The sequence below is a fragment of the Mammaliicoccus sp. A-M4 genome, from assembly GCF_022386955.1.
Classification (GTDB): Bacteria; Bacillota; Bacilli; order Staphylococcales; family Staphylococcaceae; genus Mammaliicoccus; species Mammaliicoccus lentus.
The window spans coordinates 89,937-106,519 of the sequence record NZ_JAJNHH010000007.1; the positions used below are offsets into that span (position 1 = coordinate 89,937).

The following is a 16,583-nucleotide window of genomic DNA, read 5'->3' on the forward strand; positions in this document are numbered from 1 at the left end:
AAACCGTTTATTTTATATTTTTAAATAATATAAAAATAGAGCCCAGAACAATTATTTATGTCCCGGACTCTCCTTCATTTCATTATTCTTCTCTGCTCATACCTTTTAAGAAATTCAACAGCATTGTTATACTGCTATTTATTTCTGGGTCTTTTAATGCGCCTAATAAATCTTTAACTGAAGTTTTATTATTCGAATTGGCTCTATTTGCTACTCTCATTCCGTTATTTATCTTTTTCACAAATACAGAAGCTTCTTCTAAATCTAAATCTCCAAACATAAACAATACGTTGCCTATATTATCTAATATACCTTCATACTGTTCTTTATTTAATTCTGTTACAATGTTCCCCGTTATAACTTTTCTTTGAACGATAGCTGCATGTACAGCATCTAATGCTTCTGCTTTTTCTAAAGCATCGAGTATATCTATTCCTTTTTCAATAGCAATTTTTTTATCGCTCAATCTTTCTTGCAGGATTTTCATATCCTTTTCAATTTTGTATTCTTTCGGCTCTTCCATTCGTTTAATGACTCTAATTCTCTCACCCATTATAATTCGCCACCTTTATTTGGGAATGTATAATCTGGTCTTTCCCATTTATCTTGAACTCTAACACTGATTTGTGGATTTCTCGTACCAAATCTATAATTGTGTTTTGGTATTGGCGCACGACCATTTTTTGTAATGACTTCAAGCTTTGCATAGTTATCTTTATATGCTGGTGTATTCGTATCCTTATCAACGTCACTATCTGTAACAAAGTTTGGTGCACCTTCGTTTTGGTCGTTCAATGGAATGTAAATATGATTACCTGACACTCTATCTGTAACTTGTACATTCAATTCTGTTGTACCAGCTTTAGATGTGACTTTCACTCGTGCACCGCTTTCTATACCATGTTCTTCTGCCAATTCTTTTGAAATTTCACAGAAATTCTTTGGTAATTTATAAGCTAAACCAGGTACTTGATATGTCATATTACCTTCATGGAAATGTTCTAATACTCGCCCATTATTAACATGAAGTGACATTTCTTCAGTCTTTTTAGATTCTACATTGAATTCTAATGGGTACAATCTCGCCCTACCATCAGGGAAATGGAATTGCTCAGTATATAGTAATGGTGTATCAGAACCATCTTCATTCATCGGCCATTGTAAACTATTATAACCTTCTAATCTATCGTATGTTGCACCTCTTACTAACGGCATTAAACTTTGTGCTTCAAACCAAATTTCACTAGGATGTTTATAATCCCAGTCTGCTCCTAATGATTGAGCAATCAATTGAATAATTTCCCAATCTGGTTTGGAATCTCCAAGCGGATCTAATGCTTTATTAATTCTTTGAATACGTCTTTCAGTATTCGTAAATGTCCCATCTTTCTCTAATGATGGTGACGCGGGTAAAACAACGTCTGCAAATTCTGCTGTTTTTGAGAAGAATAGATCCTGCACAACTAAGAAGTCTATTTTTTCAAAAGCAGATCTAACATAGTTAAGGTTAGCATCGACTACCACTGTATCTTCACCTTTTATATAAAGTGAACGTAATTCACCTTCATGTATACTATCTATCATTTCATGATTGTCTAACCCAACTTCACTATCTAACTCTACATTCCACGCTTTTTCAAAGGGTTGACGTATTTTTGCATCAGTAACATCTTGATAACCAGGTAATGTATTAGGCATACTGCCCATATCACTACATCCTTGAACGTTATTATGTCCTCTTAATGGATAAGCTCCTGTTCCTGGTCTCATATAGTTACCAGTCACTAGTAAAAGGTTAGATATAGCTGTACTTGTGTCACTACCTACGCGATGTTGTGTTACACCCATAGCCCAACAAATTGAAACGGCTTCTGTTTGAACAATTTCTTTAGCAAGCGCTTTTAAATCATCTTTACTAATACCTGTTCTTTCTTCAGCATATTCGAGCGTAAATGGTGCCAAACTCTCATAGTATTCATCAAAATCATTAACATATTCAGAAATAAAGGCTTCATTATGCCAATTTTGATCGATAATATATTTGGACAATGCTGATAACCATACTAAATCTGTCCCTGGTGTAGGTTGATAAAACTTATCTGCACGGTCAGCCATCTCGTGTTTTCTAATATCAAACACATATAATTTTTGTCCTAGTAATTTATGTGCTCTCTTAATGCGACTTGCGATAACTGGGTGCGCTTCAGCAGTATTCGTTCCAATAGTAATAACCATATTTGCTTTCTCTAAGTCTTCAATTGAACCTGAGTCTCCACCATAACCAACTGTTCTAAATAAACCTTGAGTTGCTGGAGATTGGCAATAACGGGAACAGTTATCTACATTATTAGTACCAATTACTTGTCTAGATAGCTTTTGCATTAAATAAGATTCTTCATTTGTACATTTAGATGAAGAAATAAATCCTAATGCATCTTTACCGTATTCGTTTTTGATTTCAGAGAATTTCTTACTAACAAGTTCAATTGCTTCTTCCCATTCTACTTCTTGGAAATAACCTTCTTTACGTACAAGTGGTTTTAATAAACGGTCTTCTGAATTGACGTAATCCCAAGCAAACTTACCTTTCACACATGTTGAAATGTGATTAGCTGGAGAATCTTCATGTGGTAATACTCTTAGAATTTCTCTACCTTTAGTCCATACGTCGAATGAACAACCCACTCCACAATATGTACAAACTGTTTTTGTCTTTTCGATAGTTTCTTCACGCATTGCCGCTTCAGAATCTGATATAGCAAACAATGGTCCATATCCTGTTTCTGCCTTTTTAGTTAACTCTATCATTGAACGCAGTAGACCAGGTTTTTGGTCCGTCATATAACCTGCTTGTCCGAGCATGTCATTTTCCATTAATGCGTTACAAGGACACACTGTGACACATTGTCCACAGTTCACACAACTTGACTCATCTATTGCTTTATCATTATCCCAAATTACTCTTGGCTGTTGACGTTTCCAATCAATCGTTAAAGTTTCGTTTACTTGAACGTCTTGGCATACTTCTACACATCTACCACACAATATACATTGGTCTGGATCGTATCTATAAAAAGCACCAAAATCTTCTTCATAACCTTTAGATTTAAATGGTATTGATTGATGTTCCAAACCAAATTCGCCCATAGTATTATGAATTTCACAATCACCATTATTGTAATCACATACTGTACAATATAGTTCGTGGTGCTCAAGAACTCTATCTAGTGCTTGTTTTTGTGCTGATTTAACATTTTCTTTTTGAGTATTTACAACCATACCGTTTTCAATCATTGTGCTACATGCTCTTTGAAGTTGTCCATTTACTTCAACAATACATGAATCACACGTTTCGATTGGACCAAGTGATTCGTTATAACAAATTGATGGAACAAAAGACAACTCTTGAGCTTTTATAAAATCTAAAAGTCTCATACCTTCTTCTACAAGATAATCTGTACCATCAATTGTTAATATTTGATGTTCTTGCATATCATTGTCCCCCTCTTATTCAATTCTGCCCATAAAAGTCATATTACCCAATATTTTTAAATGACTTATTTTAATTATAATTTTACATTTTTACTAATGCAAACATTTGTAGAATTTAACAATATTAATTATCTGAAATTTCTAAAATTTTATTGCTAAGTATACGGAACTTTGCTAATCTATTGTTATTCTATTTTGAAAGAGGTTCTAGCGATGATTACATTTATTTCTTCCATTATCATATTGATTTTAGGTTATGTTTTTTATGGAAAATACATAGAGCGTGTTTTCGAAATCTATCCAGATAAAGAAACACCTGCTTATAGTAAGCAAGATAACATGGACTTTGTACCAATGCCTGCCTGGAAAGGTTGGATGATACAATTATTAAATATAGCGGGGCTTGGACCTATTTTTGGAGCAGTTTCAGGTGCATTATATGGTCCAGTCGCATTTATATGGATAGTAGTAGGATGTATTATCGCAGGTGGCGTGCATGATTACTTTTCAGGTATGCTTAGTTTAAGACATGGTGGCGCACAGTTTCCTAAACTTGTACAACATTATTTAGGTAAGTTTATTAGAGTATTTACAGATATTGTATCTGTCGTGCTTATGGTGTTAGTTGCTGCTGCTTTCGTAGCTGGTCCAGCACAACTACTTTCATCAAAAACACCTATTTCATTCTTGGTAGCATTAATTATCATATTTGCGTACTTTATTCTTGCTGCTATTCTTCCTATTAATAAAATAATTGGTCGTATTTATCCAATATTTGGTGTTATTTTAATTGTGATGGCTGTTAGCGTAGCAGTTGCGTTGATATTTAGTGGAAAACCAATCCCAGAAATTACAGTTCAAAACTTACATCCTAGTGGCATCCCAGTATGGCCCCTTCTTATGGTAACAATATCATGTGGTGCTATTTCTGGTTTCCATTGTACTCAAAGCCCTATTATTTCAAGAACTGTTAAAAATGAATCAGAAGGCAGAAAAGTATTTTATGGTGCCATGATTTCCGAAGGTATTATTGCTCTTATTTGGGCAGCAGCTGGTATGACTTTCTTTGGTGGTACTAAAGGTTTAGCAAGTCAGTTACAATCAATAGGACCAGCAGGTGTTGTAGATCAAATCTCAATTCAATTACTAGGACCTGTAGGCGGTGTATTAGCATTACTAGGTGTTATTATTTTACCGATTACTACCGGTGACACTGCATTAAGAAGTTCTAGAATGATTATAGAAGATTTTGTTAAAGATAAAGTGAGCATAAATTCTAAAGCTTTAATGATCGCTGCAAGTTTTGCTGTTGGTATTCCTGCTTTCTTTCTATCTACAATCGATTATTCATTCTTATGGAGATATGTAGGTTTCACAAATCAAATTGTCGCAACTGTCATGTTATGGGTTAGTGTGAGTTATTTACTTAGATATAATAAAGCACATCTCGTTGCTGGGATTCCAGCATTGTTTATGACAGGAGCTGTCAGCGTATATGTGTTATATGCACCAGAAAGCTTATCCCTCCCTTATAACACTGCTTTAATTGGTGGCGCTGTAGTATTTATTATTGTTTCAATATTATATGTAAGAGCCATACTTAAACAGACTGAACCAATTGCTTCACCAACTCAAGATTTATATACGTCTTAATTTGAGATTAAATCTATCTATGCATAACCAAACTTATTCTAAGCAAACCTAGCCTGGATAATGTGTTATGTATAGATTTTTTATTTTTAAATCATGACTATCTATAGTTGAAGTATAGCTGTATGACATGATTAAAACAGTTTATAAAAAGGAGCGTATTATATGACTTTCAACGTACAAACACTTAAAAATCAAAATCCCATCATTTCTAAAATGGTAAACCATGAAGAAATTTTTTGGCAAAACCCAGACTATCAGTCCGATTCCTCGCTTCCTTTTACAATTGATGATATTAAAGATGCGGAAGCAAGATTGAGCCGTTTTTCTTCATATATAAAAACAGTTTTTCCAGAGACAAAAGAAAACAATGGAAAAATCGAGTCTCAAATTTTTTCATTAGATACATTTAAAAATATAGAATTTCCTAATTTAAAAGGTCAATTGCTTTTAAAAGGCGACCACGCCTTACCTATTTCAGGTTCTATTAAAGCACGCGGTGGTATTTACGAAGTTTTGAAATTTGCAGAAGAAACAGCTATTAAAAAGACTAACTTCACTGAAAATAGTGATTATAGTATTTTAGCAACTGACCAATTCAAAAATTTATTTTCACAATATCGCATAGCTGTAGGTTCCACAGGAAACTTAGGCTTAAGTATAGGTATTATGAGTGCGAAATTAGGGTTTAAAGTCACAGTACATATGTCACAAGACGCAAAAGAATGGAAAAAAGCTTTATTAAAATCTAAAGGTGTGGAAGTTGTAGAACACGTTCAAGATTATGGCTATGCTGTTAAAGAAGGCAGACAACTTGCTCAAAACGATCCTTATTGTCACTTTGTAGATGACGAATCTTCAAGTGATTTATTCTTAGGATATGCAGTAAGTGCACTTCGTGTTTATAAACAACTTGAGGAAAGAAATATCACTGTAGATGACAATCATCCTCTATTTGTTTATTTACCATGTGGTGTTGGTGGTGGCCCAGGAGGCGTAGCTTTTGGCCTTAAAATGATTTTTGGAAAAAATGTTCATCCCGTATTTATAGAACCTACGGAAGCACCTTGTATGACTTTAGGTATGGTTACTAAATTACATGATGCCATTAGCGTACAAGATATCCGTTTAACTGGTAAGACTGTAGCAGATGGTTTAGCTGTTAGCAGGCCTTCAAAACTAGTTGGAGATATAATGACATCATTGTTATATGGTGCTTGTACTGTAGAAGATGATCAACTATATCTTTATTTAAAAACTTTAAAAGATCAAGAAAACATCTTTATAGAACCATCTGCAACATCAGGCTTCCATGGTGTAAAAAATATAATAGAAATTAATAAAGATACAGAAAATGCAACCCATCTTGTGTGGTCTACTGGAGGTAATATGGTACCTGATAAAGAACAGGCATTATATTATCAAAAAGCTGAAGAAATAATAGATAAGGAGTAAGCTAACTTGATATTACTAATTATATTAGGTGTTTTAGCTGGTCTATGTGTACCACTTCAAACATCAATAAACACGAGATTAGGAAGTTATACAAAATCGCCTATCCTTGCTTCTTTTTATTCATTTTTAATTGGTACGTTAACATTAATCATTATTAATTTAATAATGAACCCTCAAAAATTAACACCGTCTTTCATTATGAACCAAGAATTTTCTTATGTATGGTTTACTGGTGGTATGCTAGGCGTAGTTTTCTTAACAGGAAATTTATTGCTCTTGCCAAGAATTGGCGCTGCTTTGACAGTAGTAATGACAGTATCAGGTCAAATTATTATGGGACTATTTATCGACCAATTTGGCTTATTCGATGCAGAAGTTCATACTATTAATATAGGCAGAATTAGCGGCGTTTTGCTGATGTTAATTGGTATAATATTTATGAATTATAAAAAGAAATCTGCAAGAATTATTACGAATGAAACGCAATACACAAAATTTTGGATGATTTTAGGTTTGTTTACTGGTTGTTTACCACCTATCCAAACCGCCATCAATAGTGCATTAAGATATGAAGTTCAATCTTTCTATTTATCATCGCTCATTTCTTTCGCGATTGGTACGATAGTATTACTAATACTATCTCTTATTATAGTTAGAAGAGTACATTTTAAATTAAACCAGGAAGGGCAAGGTAGAATCAAACTTATTTATTTCATCGGTGGACCTTTAGGAGTTGTATTTGTAACAACTAATATTCTACTAATGCCAGAATTGGGTGCTGCACTAACATTAATGGTTGTTATATTTGGACAAATGCTAATGGGATTAATCATCGATCACTTCGGTATGTTTAACACGCCAAGGTATAGAATTACTTTAAGAAGAGCTGTTGGCGCATCTTTAGTCTTTATCGGTATAATAATATTGAAATTATTTTAATTCATTAAGGGGTGAATGATATGGACTTAACATTACAATCTGGGGATGGTATGTTAAATATTAGAGTTGGTGCTATCATTAAATCGAATAATCACTATTACTTTCACTATGATAAAAAAAGGAATTACTATGCCTTAATTGGTGGGCGCGTTCAATATTTCGAAAGCTCAGATTCGGCAATTAAGCGAGAAATTAATGAAGTGTTAGGCATTGAATGTAATGAGGTACAATTCGTTACTACAATACAAAATTTCTTTGAATACCAAAATACGTCTATTCATGAAATTTTATTTATGTACAAACTTGATTTAGACGAACATATTAAAAATATTCCTAATAATCATAATCAAAATAATATCGATTATGTATACGTTAATTTAACGGATATTCCAGAGTTAGACATTAGACCTGAAAAAGCAAAAGAAATCATACTAAAACAAATTGACATACAACCATTATTTATCGATAGAAATTCTACTAAATAATAGTAATTTTCGTTTAGAGTACATTTTCATGTACTCTTTTTTAATTATTTATATTCTTTATAATCAATTGTGGTTATATTTTCTCACTCAGCTAAATTTTACTATTCTTATTCATTATCATAAATATTAAGTAAAACTTTAAAAATACAGCATTTTTATTGTAAAATGTTTATTTTATTCACCTATAGGGTAGTTAAAGTGAACAACATGTTCACAATTACTTATATTTTTTCTAATTATAATAATTCTTTTACTTGTCTCTTTGCTCAGTTTAAATTATAATAAGTATGAAATTAGAATTATTATAATTAAGGAAACATAGGAGGACAATTATGACTAACAATTCAAAACTTACAGGTCTTTTTGGTGCACCTGTATCAGATCGTGAAAATACTATGACTGCTGGTCGTCGTGGCCCTATCTCAATGCAAGACATTTATTTCTTAGAACAAATGGCGCATTTTGATAGAGAGGTTATTCCAGAACGCCGTATGCACGCCAAAGGTTCTGGTGCTTTTGGTACTTTTACAGTAACACATGATATTACACAATATACAAACGCGAAAATCTTCTCAGAAATCGGTAAACAAACAGAAATGTTTGCACGTTTTTCTACAGTTGCTGGTGAACGCGGTGCTGCAGAAGCAGAACGTGATATCCGTGGTTTCGCACTTAAATTCTACACAGAAGAAGGTAACTGGGACTTAGTTGGTAACAACACACCTGTATTCTTCTTCCGTGATCCTAAATTATTCGCAAGTTTAAACCACGTTGTTAAACGTGATCCAAAAACAAACATGCATAACCCACAATCAAACTGGGACTTCTGGACACTTTTACCTGAAGCATTACACCAAGTAACAATCTTGATGACTGACAGAGGTATTCCAAAAGGTTTCCGTAACATGCATGGTTTCGGTTCTCACACTTATTCAATGTACAACGATGAAGGCGAAAGAGTATGGGTTAAATTCCACTTCAGAACTCAACAAGGTATTGAAAACTACACTGCTGAAGAAGCGGAACAAGTTATTGCTAAAGACCGTGAATCAAGTCAAAGAGACTTATTCAACGCAATCGAAGAAGGCAATTTCCCTAAATGGAAAATGTACATTCAAGTTATGACTGAAGAACAAGCTAGAAATCATAAAGACAATCCATTCGATTTAACTAAAGTATGGTTCAAAGACGAATACCCACTTATTCCAGTTGGTGAATTCGAATTAAACCGTAACCCAGAGAACTATTTCCAAGATGTAGAACAAGCTGCATTCGCACCTACTAACATCGTTCCTGGTATTGATTTCTCACCAGATAAAATGTTACAAGGTCGCTTATTCTCATATGGAGATGCTCAACGTTACCGTTTAGGCGTTAACCATTGGCAAATCCCTGTTAACTCTCCTAAAGCTGCGGAAAACGTATGCCCATTCTCTAGAGATGGTCAAATGAGAGTTGATGGTAACTTTGGTAGCGAAATTAACTATTATCCAAATAGTTATAGCAAACACGAATCACAACCTGAATATAAAAAACCAGGTCTTGAAGTAGAAGGACAATTATACGAACACGATTTCCGTGAAGATGACGATAACTACTACGAGCAACCAGGTAAATTATTCCGTCTACAATCACCAGAACAACAACAACGTATCTTCCAAAACACTGCAAATGAAATGCAAGGTACTACTGACGAAGTTAAACACCGTCACATCCGTAACTGCTACAAAGCAGATCCAGATTACGGTAAAGGTGTAGCTGAAGCATTAGGCATTGACATTAACTCAGTTGATTTAGAAGGATAATATAAAGATAAAACACGCCATGTATAATGGCGTGTTTTTTTATACATATAAATAGATGAAGTAGCAAAGTGTGAATAGTTGTGGACCCTCTCTTGCGATACTCAGAGTGTCTAACAACTTTAAAATTCGATTTTCTAGCCTTTTATACTTATAGTTTTATAATAATAAATACAAATTTTAATAGACAGAAAAAAATAGGGAGCGTTACAGAATCTCATTTCACTAAAAGATTTCTGTTCCGCTCCCCTCTCTTTTTTAATTAACTGCTTTTTGTGTCTTAATCATATGTAGGAAGTAATAGCTTACTAATCCTACTAAGGCTACAATAGCCATTGCGAAGTATAGTCCTGAATATCCTATTGAGTTTGTAAAGTTACCTAATACATATGGTCCAAAGCCCAATCCGAAGTCTAGACCTATAAAGTATGTTGAAGTTGCTAATCCCATTTTTTCTATTGGAGATACTTTGATAACCAACGCTTGGAAGATTGATTGTAAATTCCCAAAGCCTAATCCTACAAATGCGCCTGCTATTAATAATACTAATCCACTGTTTGCTATACTGATGAGGAATAGTCCTAATACTAAACAAATAAATGCTGGGATGGTTACAATATTCTCCCCTCTTTGATCCATAATTCTACCTGTAAATGGTCGTGTTAGTAGAATTGCAATAGCGTATACAACGAAGAAGAAACTTGCTGCATCTACTAGATTATTTTCTTGTGCGAAGAATTGAATAAATGAAAGTACTGAAGAATATGCAATACTCACAATAACAACAACAATTGCTATCGGTAATGCATGAACTGAGAAGAAGTCCGTTAGTTTAAATCCTTTTTTAGTTTCATTTTGTACTGCTACCGGTGTTTCTATCTTCATAAATATTGACATTACAAATGCGATAACAATTAAAGTTGTACAAGTTATAAATAATCCTTCCATTGGTATGTGTTGATATAAGATCAACCCTATAAACGGCCCTATAGCCGTCCCTAGTACCATACTTAAGCTGTACATACTTATACCTTCACTACGTCTATCCGCAGGTGTTATATAAGCTGCTATTGTCCCTGTTGCAGTACTTGCAATACCGCTGGCAGCTCCGTTAATAATACGTACAATTAATAGTAATGCGAATGACGATGCAGAAACTAAATATAATCCATTAGTAATAACTAATAATAAACCTCCGATTACTAATACTTTTTTCGTTCCCAATATGTTGATATATTTACCAGTTATAAATCTACCAACTAAAGAACCCACAATAAATAGTCCTGATGCTAGTCCTGCTAAGCTATCAGAAACGTGAAAAGTTTCTTTACTATATCCACCTACTGTAACTAATAATAAATACATAGATAAAAAGATAAAGAAACTAATAACAAAGTTAAATATAAAATCTTTCGTCCATATAGGATGTTTAATTTGATTACTCACTACTCCGTTGCCTCCTCAATTAAATAATTTCGAAATTGGTTTAACAATTCCTCTGCTTTTAATAACTCTTGTTCATCTGCACCTATTGCTTCAAAACATTTATTCTGAAATTCTAAGACTTGTTCATAAATTTCTTTATGCATTGCTTCGCCTTTTTCAGTTAATGTTAAAAACTTTTCTCGTTTATCTTCTTTACTGTTAATGGCTTGAACAAGGTTAAATTCAATAAGCTTTTTGATTATTTTACGAGCTGTAGGCTTTTCTATAAAAGAACGCTTGGACACTTGTACGAGTGTTGTAGGTTGATTCCCTGCAATATCACGTAAGACTCTATACTGAGCTGCATATAAATCATATGGCTCTAAAATCACATTAATGTGATGTATATATGGCCTATAAACGTTTATGTAACTATTAAAAAAATTATTCATTCTTTTATACCGCCTTTTCTCATAAAAATAAAGTTAGCTTTGCTAACTAATACTACGCTATTCTACTCCTCTCAAATATTTATGTCAACATGCTTTTCTAATTACAACATTACATAAGCAATTTTTACTATAATGGAATTAAATGATTAATAGGAGGAGAAAAGATGCTAGAACATTTATTTAATAAGTTAAATGATAAAGAAGAAGAAATGATAGCCATCAGAAGATATTTACATGAGAACCCTGAATTATCTTTTGAAGAAGAACAAACAGCTAAATATATTGCTGACTTTTATCAAGATAAAGATGCTATTGTAGAGACAAATATAGGCGGAGAAAATATACATGGCATTAAAGTAACGATTGATTCTGGTAATCCTGGCAAGACACTTGCGTTAAGAGCGGATTTCGATGCCCTGCCTATTAAAGAAGATACAGGTTTAGAATTCTCATCTAAAAATGAAGGTATCATGCATGCTTGTGGTCATGATGCGCATACAGCGTATTTAATGATTCTTGCAGAATGTTTAATAGAAATGAAAGATAAATTGAACGGAAAAATTGTTATCATACATCAACCAGCTGAAGAAAAACCTCCAGGTGGCGCACAATATTTAATTAAGGATGGCATATTGGATGGCGTAGATAATGTTATAGGTGTACACGTTATGAGTACTATGCCTGCTAACAACGTTTATTACCGAGAAGGAAATGTTCAATCTGGACGCAACTTTTTCAAATTGAAAATCACTGGTAAAGGTGGACATGGTTCTTCTCCACATTTAGCTAACGATCCAATTGTCGCTGCTAGTAGTTTCGTTATGTCAATACAAACAATAGTATCAAGAAGGTTGAATCCATTTGATATGGGCGTTATTTCAATAGGATCATTTGATGGAAAAGGACAATTTAATATCATTAAAAATGAGGTTGAACTAGAAGGTGATGTTAGAGGAATGAATGATGATGCCCTTGAATTAATGGAAAATGAAATTAAAAGAATAGCCCAAGGATTAGAGGCAATGTATGGCGTTGACTGTGACTTACAATATACAAATGATTATCCAGTATTATATAACGATCCAAGTTTAACAAAACAAGTTGTACAATCTATTGAATCAGCAAATATTCCCGAAGTTAATGAAGTTATAAGATGTGAACCACAGCCACCTTCAGAAGACTTTGCATACTATGCTGAAGAGTTACCATGTACATTTTTCTATGTTGGAGCAAGTCCAAAAGATAAAGAAACATATGCCCACCATCACCCAAAATTTGATATTGATGAAAGTGCAATCCTTATTGCAGCTAAAACAGTTGCTGCTGCTACAGTAGATTATTTAGGTGAAAAATAATTTAGTTATAATAAAACAGCCTGGGAGATAATTGTCATAGTAAATCCAATAAAGGCGTCTGTAGTTGGATTATTGTCTTAGTTAATCCAATAAAGGGTGCTCTATTTGGATTATTGTCCTAGTTAATCCAATAAAGGTGTATGTACTTGGATTATTGTTCTAGTTAATCCAATAAGAGGGTCTGTACTTGGATTATTGTTCTAGTTAATCCAATAAGAGGGTCTGTACTTGGATTATTGTTCTAGTTAATCCAATAAGAGGGTCTGTACTTGGATTATTGTCCTAGTAAATCCAATAAAGGGTGCTCTACTTGGATTATTGTCATAGTTAATCCAACAATAATATCAACTCATGCTTTTGATTAACCCCATCCAAAAAAGAGCTAAGGATTTATGTCCCTAGCTCTTTTTATTTACACACTCTTATCTTTTCTTTTAGGATACCCAACGATTATGGATACTATGCCACAAACGACGAGTAAATAAGGATAAAATGAATATGGTATCAATGAGACACTTGAAATGCCTGCAACACTTGTTGCTGCTAACACTTGGCCTCCGTAAGGTATGATACCTTGCACACTACTTGCGAATATATCTAGTATGCTGGCAGACTTCCGGGCGTCAATTTCATAATCTTCCGAGATTCCTTTTGCTAAAGGTCCAGCAGTTATAATAGCAATTGTGTTATTAGCTGTAGCGAAGTTTGTTGTAGTTACTAAACTTGCTATACCAAACTCTGCTCCCTTTTTAGTTTTAACTCGACTTGTTACAGTATTGAGCAACCATTGAATACCGCCTTGATATTGAATCATTCCGATAATACCTCCGATGAATAGAGCTATCATCGCTATATCTTGCATACCTATTAAACCGTCAGATATGGCTTTTAAGTTTTCATTAATTGTAAAGGATCCTGTGGTCAATCCGATAAAGCTTGCAATTACAACACCTAACACTAACACCATTAAAACATTCATACCACATAAAGCGGCGATTAATACAAATAAATAAGGTATCACTTTAACTAAAGAATAGCCACCTTGACTTGTTTCTGCTATACCTAAATCTTTAGTTAGAAACCAAAGAATAATAACTGTCATAATCGCTCCAGGTAAGACAATGAAAAAGTTCACTTTAAATTTGTCACCCATTTTAGTTTTTTGAGTTCTAACAGCTGCAATAGTTGTATCAGATATCATCGATAAGTTATCTCCAAACATTGCGCCACCTACAACTGTTGCTATCGATAAGGCAATTGAGATATCTGTTGACTCAGAAATACCAACACCTACAGGGGCCAATGCCGCTACTGTCCCCATGGATGTACCCATCGCAACTGAGATAAACGCACCTACGATGAATAAACCAGCTAGTAAAAATTGAGGTGGAATTAATGATAAACCAAGGTTTACAGTCGAACTTACCGCTCCCATTGCTTCAGCCGTTTCACTAAACGCTCCAGCAAATAAAAATACAAATACCATTAATAAAATATTAGGGTGGCCTGCCCCTTTTGTAAATATGTCTATTTTTTTCGTTAAATTAGTTTTTGGATAAATAATAAATGCAAAAACAGTTGAAATCAATAAAGCAACATTTATTGGTAGAAAATTAAAATCACTTGTAATAATACCTGTACCTATAAACAAAGCAACAAATACTATTAAAGGTGATAGTGCCCAAAACGATGATTTTTTATTTATTTGTTCCATTGGAATCTCCTTATTGTTAACTTCAATACTTCAAAAGATTACATGACATCATACTATACGTCAAATTATTTTTTTTGATGATTAGATTATTTATTTTAGGCAATATCATATATAATAGTGGTTAAATAATATTGAAGGGGTTATACGATGATTATAAGCAATACTGTGAATAGCTTTATACACAACCATCAATTAACAAAATCATCATTTGAATTATACTATACGAGATATTTTAATGAATTCTCAAATGCTGGTAAATATGTTGATAATCTTGTATCAGCTCTTCCTTATACTATTCCAAAAATCGAAAATGACATTCGAAATATATCACATGTAAACGATCAGCTCGTACACATTATATTTGATATTCGTTTGCTGTTTTTAAAACAATATAAAGTTTATTTGCAACCTAATATCTACTTTTTAATTGGTGACTATCAAGATTTTGGCACCATCCCTACAAAATCTTCAACAACATTATTTTTATTTATAGAAAAGTTATCCGAACGCGTTGATGATTTATATGCAATGGTCGCCTATTACTTCACTAAATTATACATACACCAAACAGAGTATATTCAACACTTCTTCAATGAACAAACTCAAATTAAATACCCTAATATGCTTTTAGAAGAAATAGCAACTTTAGGCATCATGCGGCAATTAGATATTAATTATCCTTTTATGTCAGATTCAAATTATAATAAAATACAGAAATTAGAACAAGAACTACATTATATATAACTTCAAAAGGAATGGAAGTGAGACAGATATATACGTCTCAACCTCCACTCCTTTATTTTTTATTCATCATGTGTATTTTTCAAAGACTTCATCAAGTCTCTTATAAGAATAGTTACACTATGTTTTTTTGATAAATTACTTATATATAAAGCTACTTCTAATTGTTTAATATCTGTGTCATCAATAATTTTCATTTCTTTTTTCGATTGAACGATATTATAAACTAGTTCACTAAACAGCATATATCTATTAGAATTAATCGTAATATCCAATGCTGATTGAGCATATGCTAAGCATCTATCGTATAATGCTTCACTAAAATAAATATTCGATAAAGTATAATATAGTTTTATTTTATAGTTGTCCTCTACGTTAAAACGTTTAGCTATTTGCAAACCTTCTTCTAATGAAGATTTAGCCAACTGATTATTACTTTCTCTATAATAGAAAATTGCTCTCGTATTACAAATTGAAACTTGTAATTTAGTAAACATATTTGAATCAATTAACTTATACGCTTCTTCTATTAATAAGATTGCTTGATTTATATCTTCATATTTATAAAAAGCTATGATAGATCTCACCCATTTAGATGCTGCGATTTCGTCAGTGGAACTATTTGATAAATAGTTGCCATCAATAATAGGTGTTAAAGCATCGTAATCTCTATCTTCAAGTAACCTTTCAATTACTTTTAACTTTTGTTCAAGTTGTGTATCTAGTTCTTCCCCAACATATAAATAGTCCATACTGCAATTTAATTTTCTAGAAATATTAAATAGTAATTGCGATCCCGGTTGCAATTCGTTTTTTTCTATTTTAGAAATCTGACTTTGTGTTGCAATACCTTTTGCTAGTGATTGTTGAGATAACTTTAAATCTCTCCTACGTTGTTTAACACGCTCTCCTAATTTCATCTATAACGCTCCCCGACATTCTATTGTCTTTATTTCATACATCTTTATGTTTAAACTTATTACACTTAATAAATCTTACATCTTTTATATATAAAAAGACTAACTATGTCTCTTCATTCTAATCTCGCTAGAAAGAAAATACAATTAATTTAG

13 protein-coding genes are annotated in these 16,583 nt (G+C 33.0%); 7 read left to right on the forward strand and 6 right to left on the reverse strand.

What is annotated here, in order from left to right; all coding sequences use genetic code 11:
• Window positions 1-82 precede the first annotated feature (82 nt).
• Both LQ682_RS07740 and fdhF read right to left on the reverse strand, forming a co-directional pair.
• Window positions 83-553, reverse strand: a complete 471-nt coding sequence (locus LQ682_RS07740) for a helical membrane plugin domain-containing protein (RefSeq protein WP_017000947.1) — start codon at window positions 551-553, stop codon at window positions 83-85.
• Window positions 553-3,492, reverse strand: a complete 2,940-nt coding sequence (gene fdhF / locus LQ682_RS07745; protein ID WP_239724070.1) for a formate dehydrogenase subunit alpha — start codon at window positions 3,490-3,492, stop codon at window positions 553-555. Before fdhF ends, LQ682_RS07740 begins: the two co-directional genes overlap by 1 nt.
• Before the next feature lie 213 nt (window positions 3,493-3,705).
• Here fdhF and LQ682_RS07750 point away from each other — a divergent pair, with 213 nt between their 5' ends.
• The 5 genes from LQ682_RS07750 (at window position 3,706) to LQ682_RS07770 (ending at window position 9,826) form a co-directional block, all read left to right on the forward strand.
• Complete coding sequence (locus LQ682_RS07750) at window positions 3,706-5,145, forward strand: carbon starvation CstA family protein (RefSeq protein WP_239724072.1); 1,440 nt, start codon at window positions 3,706-3,708, stop codon at window positions 5,143-5,145.
• Window positions 5,146-5,307: 162 nt separating this feature from the next.
• On the forward strand, window positions 5,308-6,597 hold the full coding sequence (locus LQ682_RS07755; protein ID WP_239724075.1) for a D-serine ammonia-lyase: 1,290 nt from the start codon (window positions 5,308-5,310) through the stop codon (window positions 6,595-6,597).
• 6 nt (window positions 6,598-6,603) lie between these two features.
• Window positions 6,604-7,536: a DMT family transporter gene (locus LQ682_RS07760; protein WP_239724077.1), complete on the forward strand. Its 933-nt coding sequence runs from the start codon at window positions 6,604-6,606 to the stop codon at window positions 7,534-7,536.
• A 20-nt stretch (window positions 7,537-7,556) separates the two neighbouring features.
• Window positions 7,557-8,021, forward strand: a complete 465-nt coding sequence (locus tag LQ682_RS07765; protein ID WP_239724079.1) for an NUDIX hydrolase — start codon at window positions 7,557-7,559, stop codon at window positions 8,019-8,021.
• A 332-nt stretch (window positions 8,022-8,353) separates the two neighbouring features.
• On the forward strand, window positions 8,354-9,826 hold the full coding sequence (locus LQ682_RS07770) for a catalase (RefSeq protein ID WP_017000942.1): 1,473 nt from the start codon (window positions 8,354-8,356) through the stop codon (window positions 9,824-9,826).
• Between the two features lie 255 nt (window positions 9,827-10,081).
• Here the strand turns inward: LQ682_RS07770 and LQ682_RS07775 are convergent, their stop codons facing one another.
• Window positions 10,082-11,269, reverse strand: a complete 1,188-nt coding sequence (locus LQ682_RS07775) for an MFS transporter (protein WP_239724080.1) — start codon at window positions 11,267-11,269, stop codon at window positions 10,082-10,084.
• Window positions 11,269-11,700, reverse strand: coding sequence for a MarR family winged helix-turn-helix transcriptional regulator (locus LQ682_RS07780; RefSeq protein ID WP_070044985.1), 432 nt, complete (start codon window positions 11,698-11,700; stop codon window positions 11,269-11,271). Before LQ682_RS07780 ends, LQ682_RS07775 begins: the two co-directional genes overlap by 1 nt.
• Window positions 11,701-11,864: 164 nt before the next feature.
• On the opposite strand from LQ682_RS07780, the gene LQ682_RS07785 reads away from it, so the two are divergent.
• Complete coding sequence (locus LQ682_RS07785; RefSeq protein WP_239724083.1) at window positions 11,865-13,055, forward strand: M20 family metallopeptidase; 1,191 nt, start codon at window positions 11,865-11,867, stop codon at window positions 13,053-13,055.
• 412 nt (window positions 13,056-13,467) lie between these two features.
• Here the strand turns inward: LQ682_RS07785 and LQ682_RS07790 are convergent, their stop codons facing one another.
• Window positions 13,468-14,769 carry a Na+/H+ antiporter NhaC family protein gene (locus LQ682_RS07790; RefSeq protein ID WP_239724085.1) on the reverse strand — a complete coding sequence of 434 codons (1,302 nt, stop codon included), beginning with the start codon at window positions 14,767-14,769 and terminating at the stop codon, window positions 13,468-13,470.
• A 147-nt stretch (window positions 14,770-14,916) separates the two neighbouring features.
• Here LQ682_RS07790 and LQ682_RS07795 point away from each other — a divergent pair, with 147 nt between their 5' ends.
• Window positions 14,917-15,513: a hypothetical protein gene (locus LQ682_RS07795; protein WP_016998757.1), complete on the forward strand. Its 597-nt coding sequence runs from the start codon at window positions 14,917-14,919 to the stop codon at window positions 15,511-15,513.
• Between the two features lie 59 nt (window positions 15,514-15,572).
• Here LQ682_RS07795 and LQ682_RS07800 read toward each other — a convergent pair whose 3' ends face one another.
• The gene (locus LQ682_RS07800) at window positions 15,573-16,430 is read right to left on the reverse strand and encodes a helix-turn-helix domain-containing protein (RefSeq protein WP_016998759.1); all 858 of its coding nucleotides are present in this window, start codon (window positions 16,428-16,430) and stop codon (window positions 15,573-15,575) included.
• Between the last annotated feature and the right edge of the window lie 153 nt (window positions 16,431-16,583).

What these genes read in the sequence shown, in the direction of transcription:
- LQ682_RS07785 (WP_239724083.1), top strand. Translation starts at nt 11,865, where the DNA reads ATGCTAGAACATTTATTTAATAAGTTAAATGATAAAGAAGAAGAAATG.
- LQ682_RS07750 (WP_239724072.1), top strand. Translation starts at nt 3,706, where the DNA reads ATGATTACATTTATTTCTTCCATTATCATATTGATTTTAGGTTATGTT.
- fdhF (WP_239724070.1), bottom strand. Translation starts at nt 3,492, where the DNA reads ATGCAAGAACATCAAATATTAACAATTGATGGTACAGATTATCTTGTA.
- LQ682_RS07800 (WP_016998759.1), bottom strand. Translation starts at nt 16,430, where the DNA reads ATGAAATTAGGAGAGCGTGTTAAACAACGTAGGAGAGATTTAAAGTTA.
- LQ682_RS07740 (WP_017000947.1), bottom strand. Translation starts at nt 553, where the DNA reads ATGGGTGAGAGAATTAGAGTCATTAAACGAATGGAAGAGCCGAAAGAA.
- LQ682_RS07795 (WP_016998757.1), top strand. Translation starts at nt 14,917, where the DNA reads ATGATTATAAGCAATACTGTGAATAGCTTTATACACAACCATCAATTA.
- LQ682_RS07755 (WP_239724075.1), top strand. Translation starts at nt 5,308, where the DNA reads ATGACTTTCAACGTACAAACACTTAAAAATCAAAATCCCATCATTTCT.
- LQ682_RS07790 (WP_239724085.1), bottom strand. Translation starts at nt 14,769, where the DNA reads ATGGAACAAATAAATAAAAAATCATCGTTTTGGGCACTATCACCTTTA.
- LQ682_RS07765 (WP_239724079.1), top strand. Translation starts at nt 7,557, where the DNA reads ATGGACTTAACATTACAATCTGGGGATGGTATGTTAAATATTAGAGTT.
- LQ682_RS07780 (WP_070044985.1), bottom strand. Translation starts at nt 11,700, where the DNA reads ATGAATAATTTTTTTAATAGTTACATAAACGTTTATAGGCCATATATA.
- LQ682_RS07770 (WP_017000942.1), top strand. Translation starts at nt 8,354, where the DNA reads ATGACTAACAATTCAAAACTTACAGGTCTTTTTGGTGCACCTGTATCA.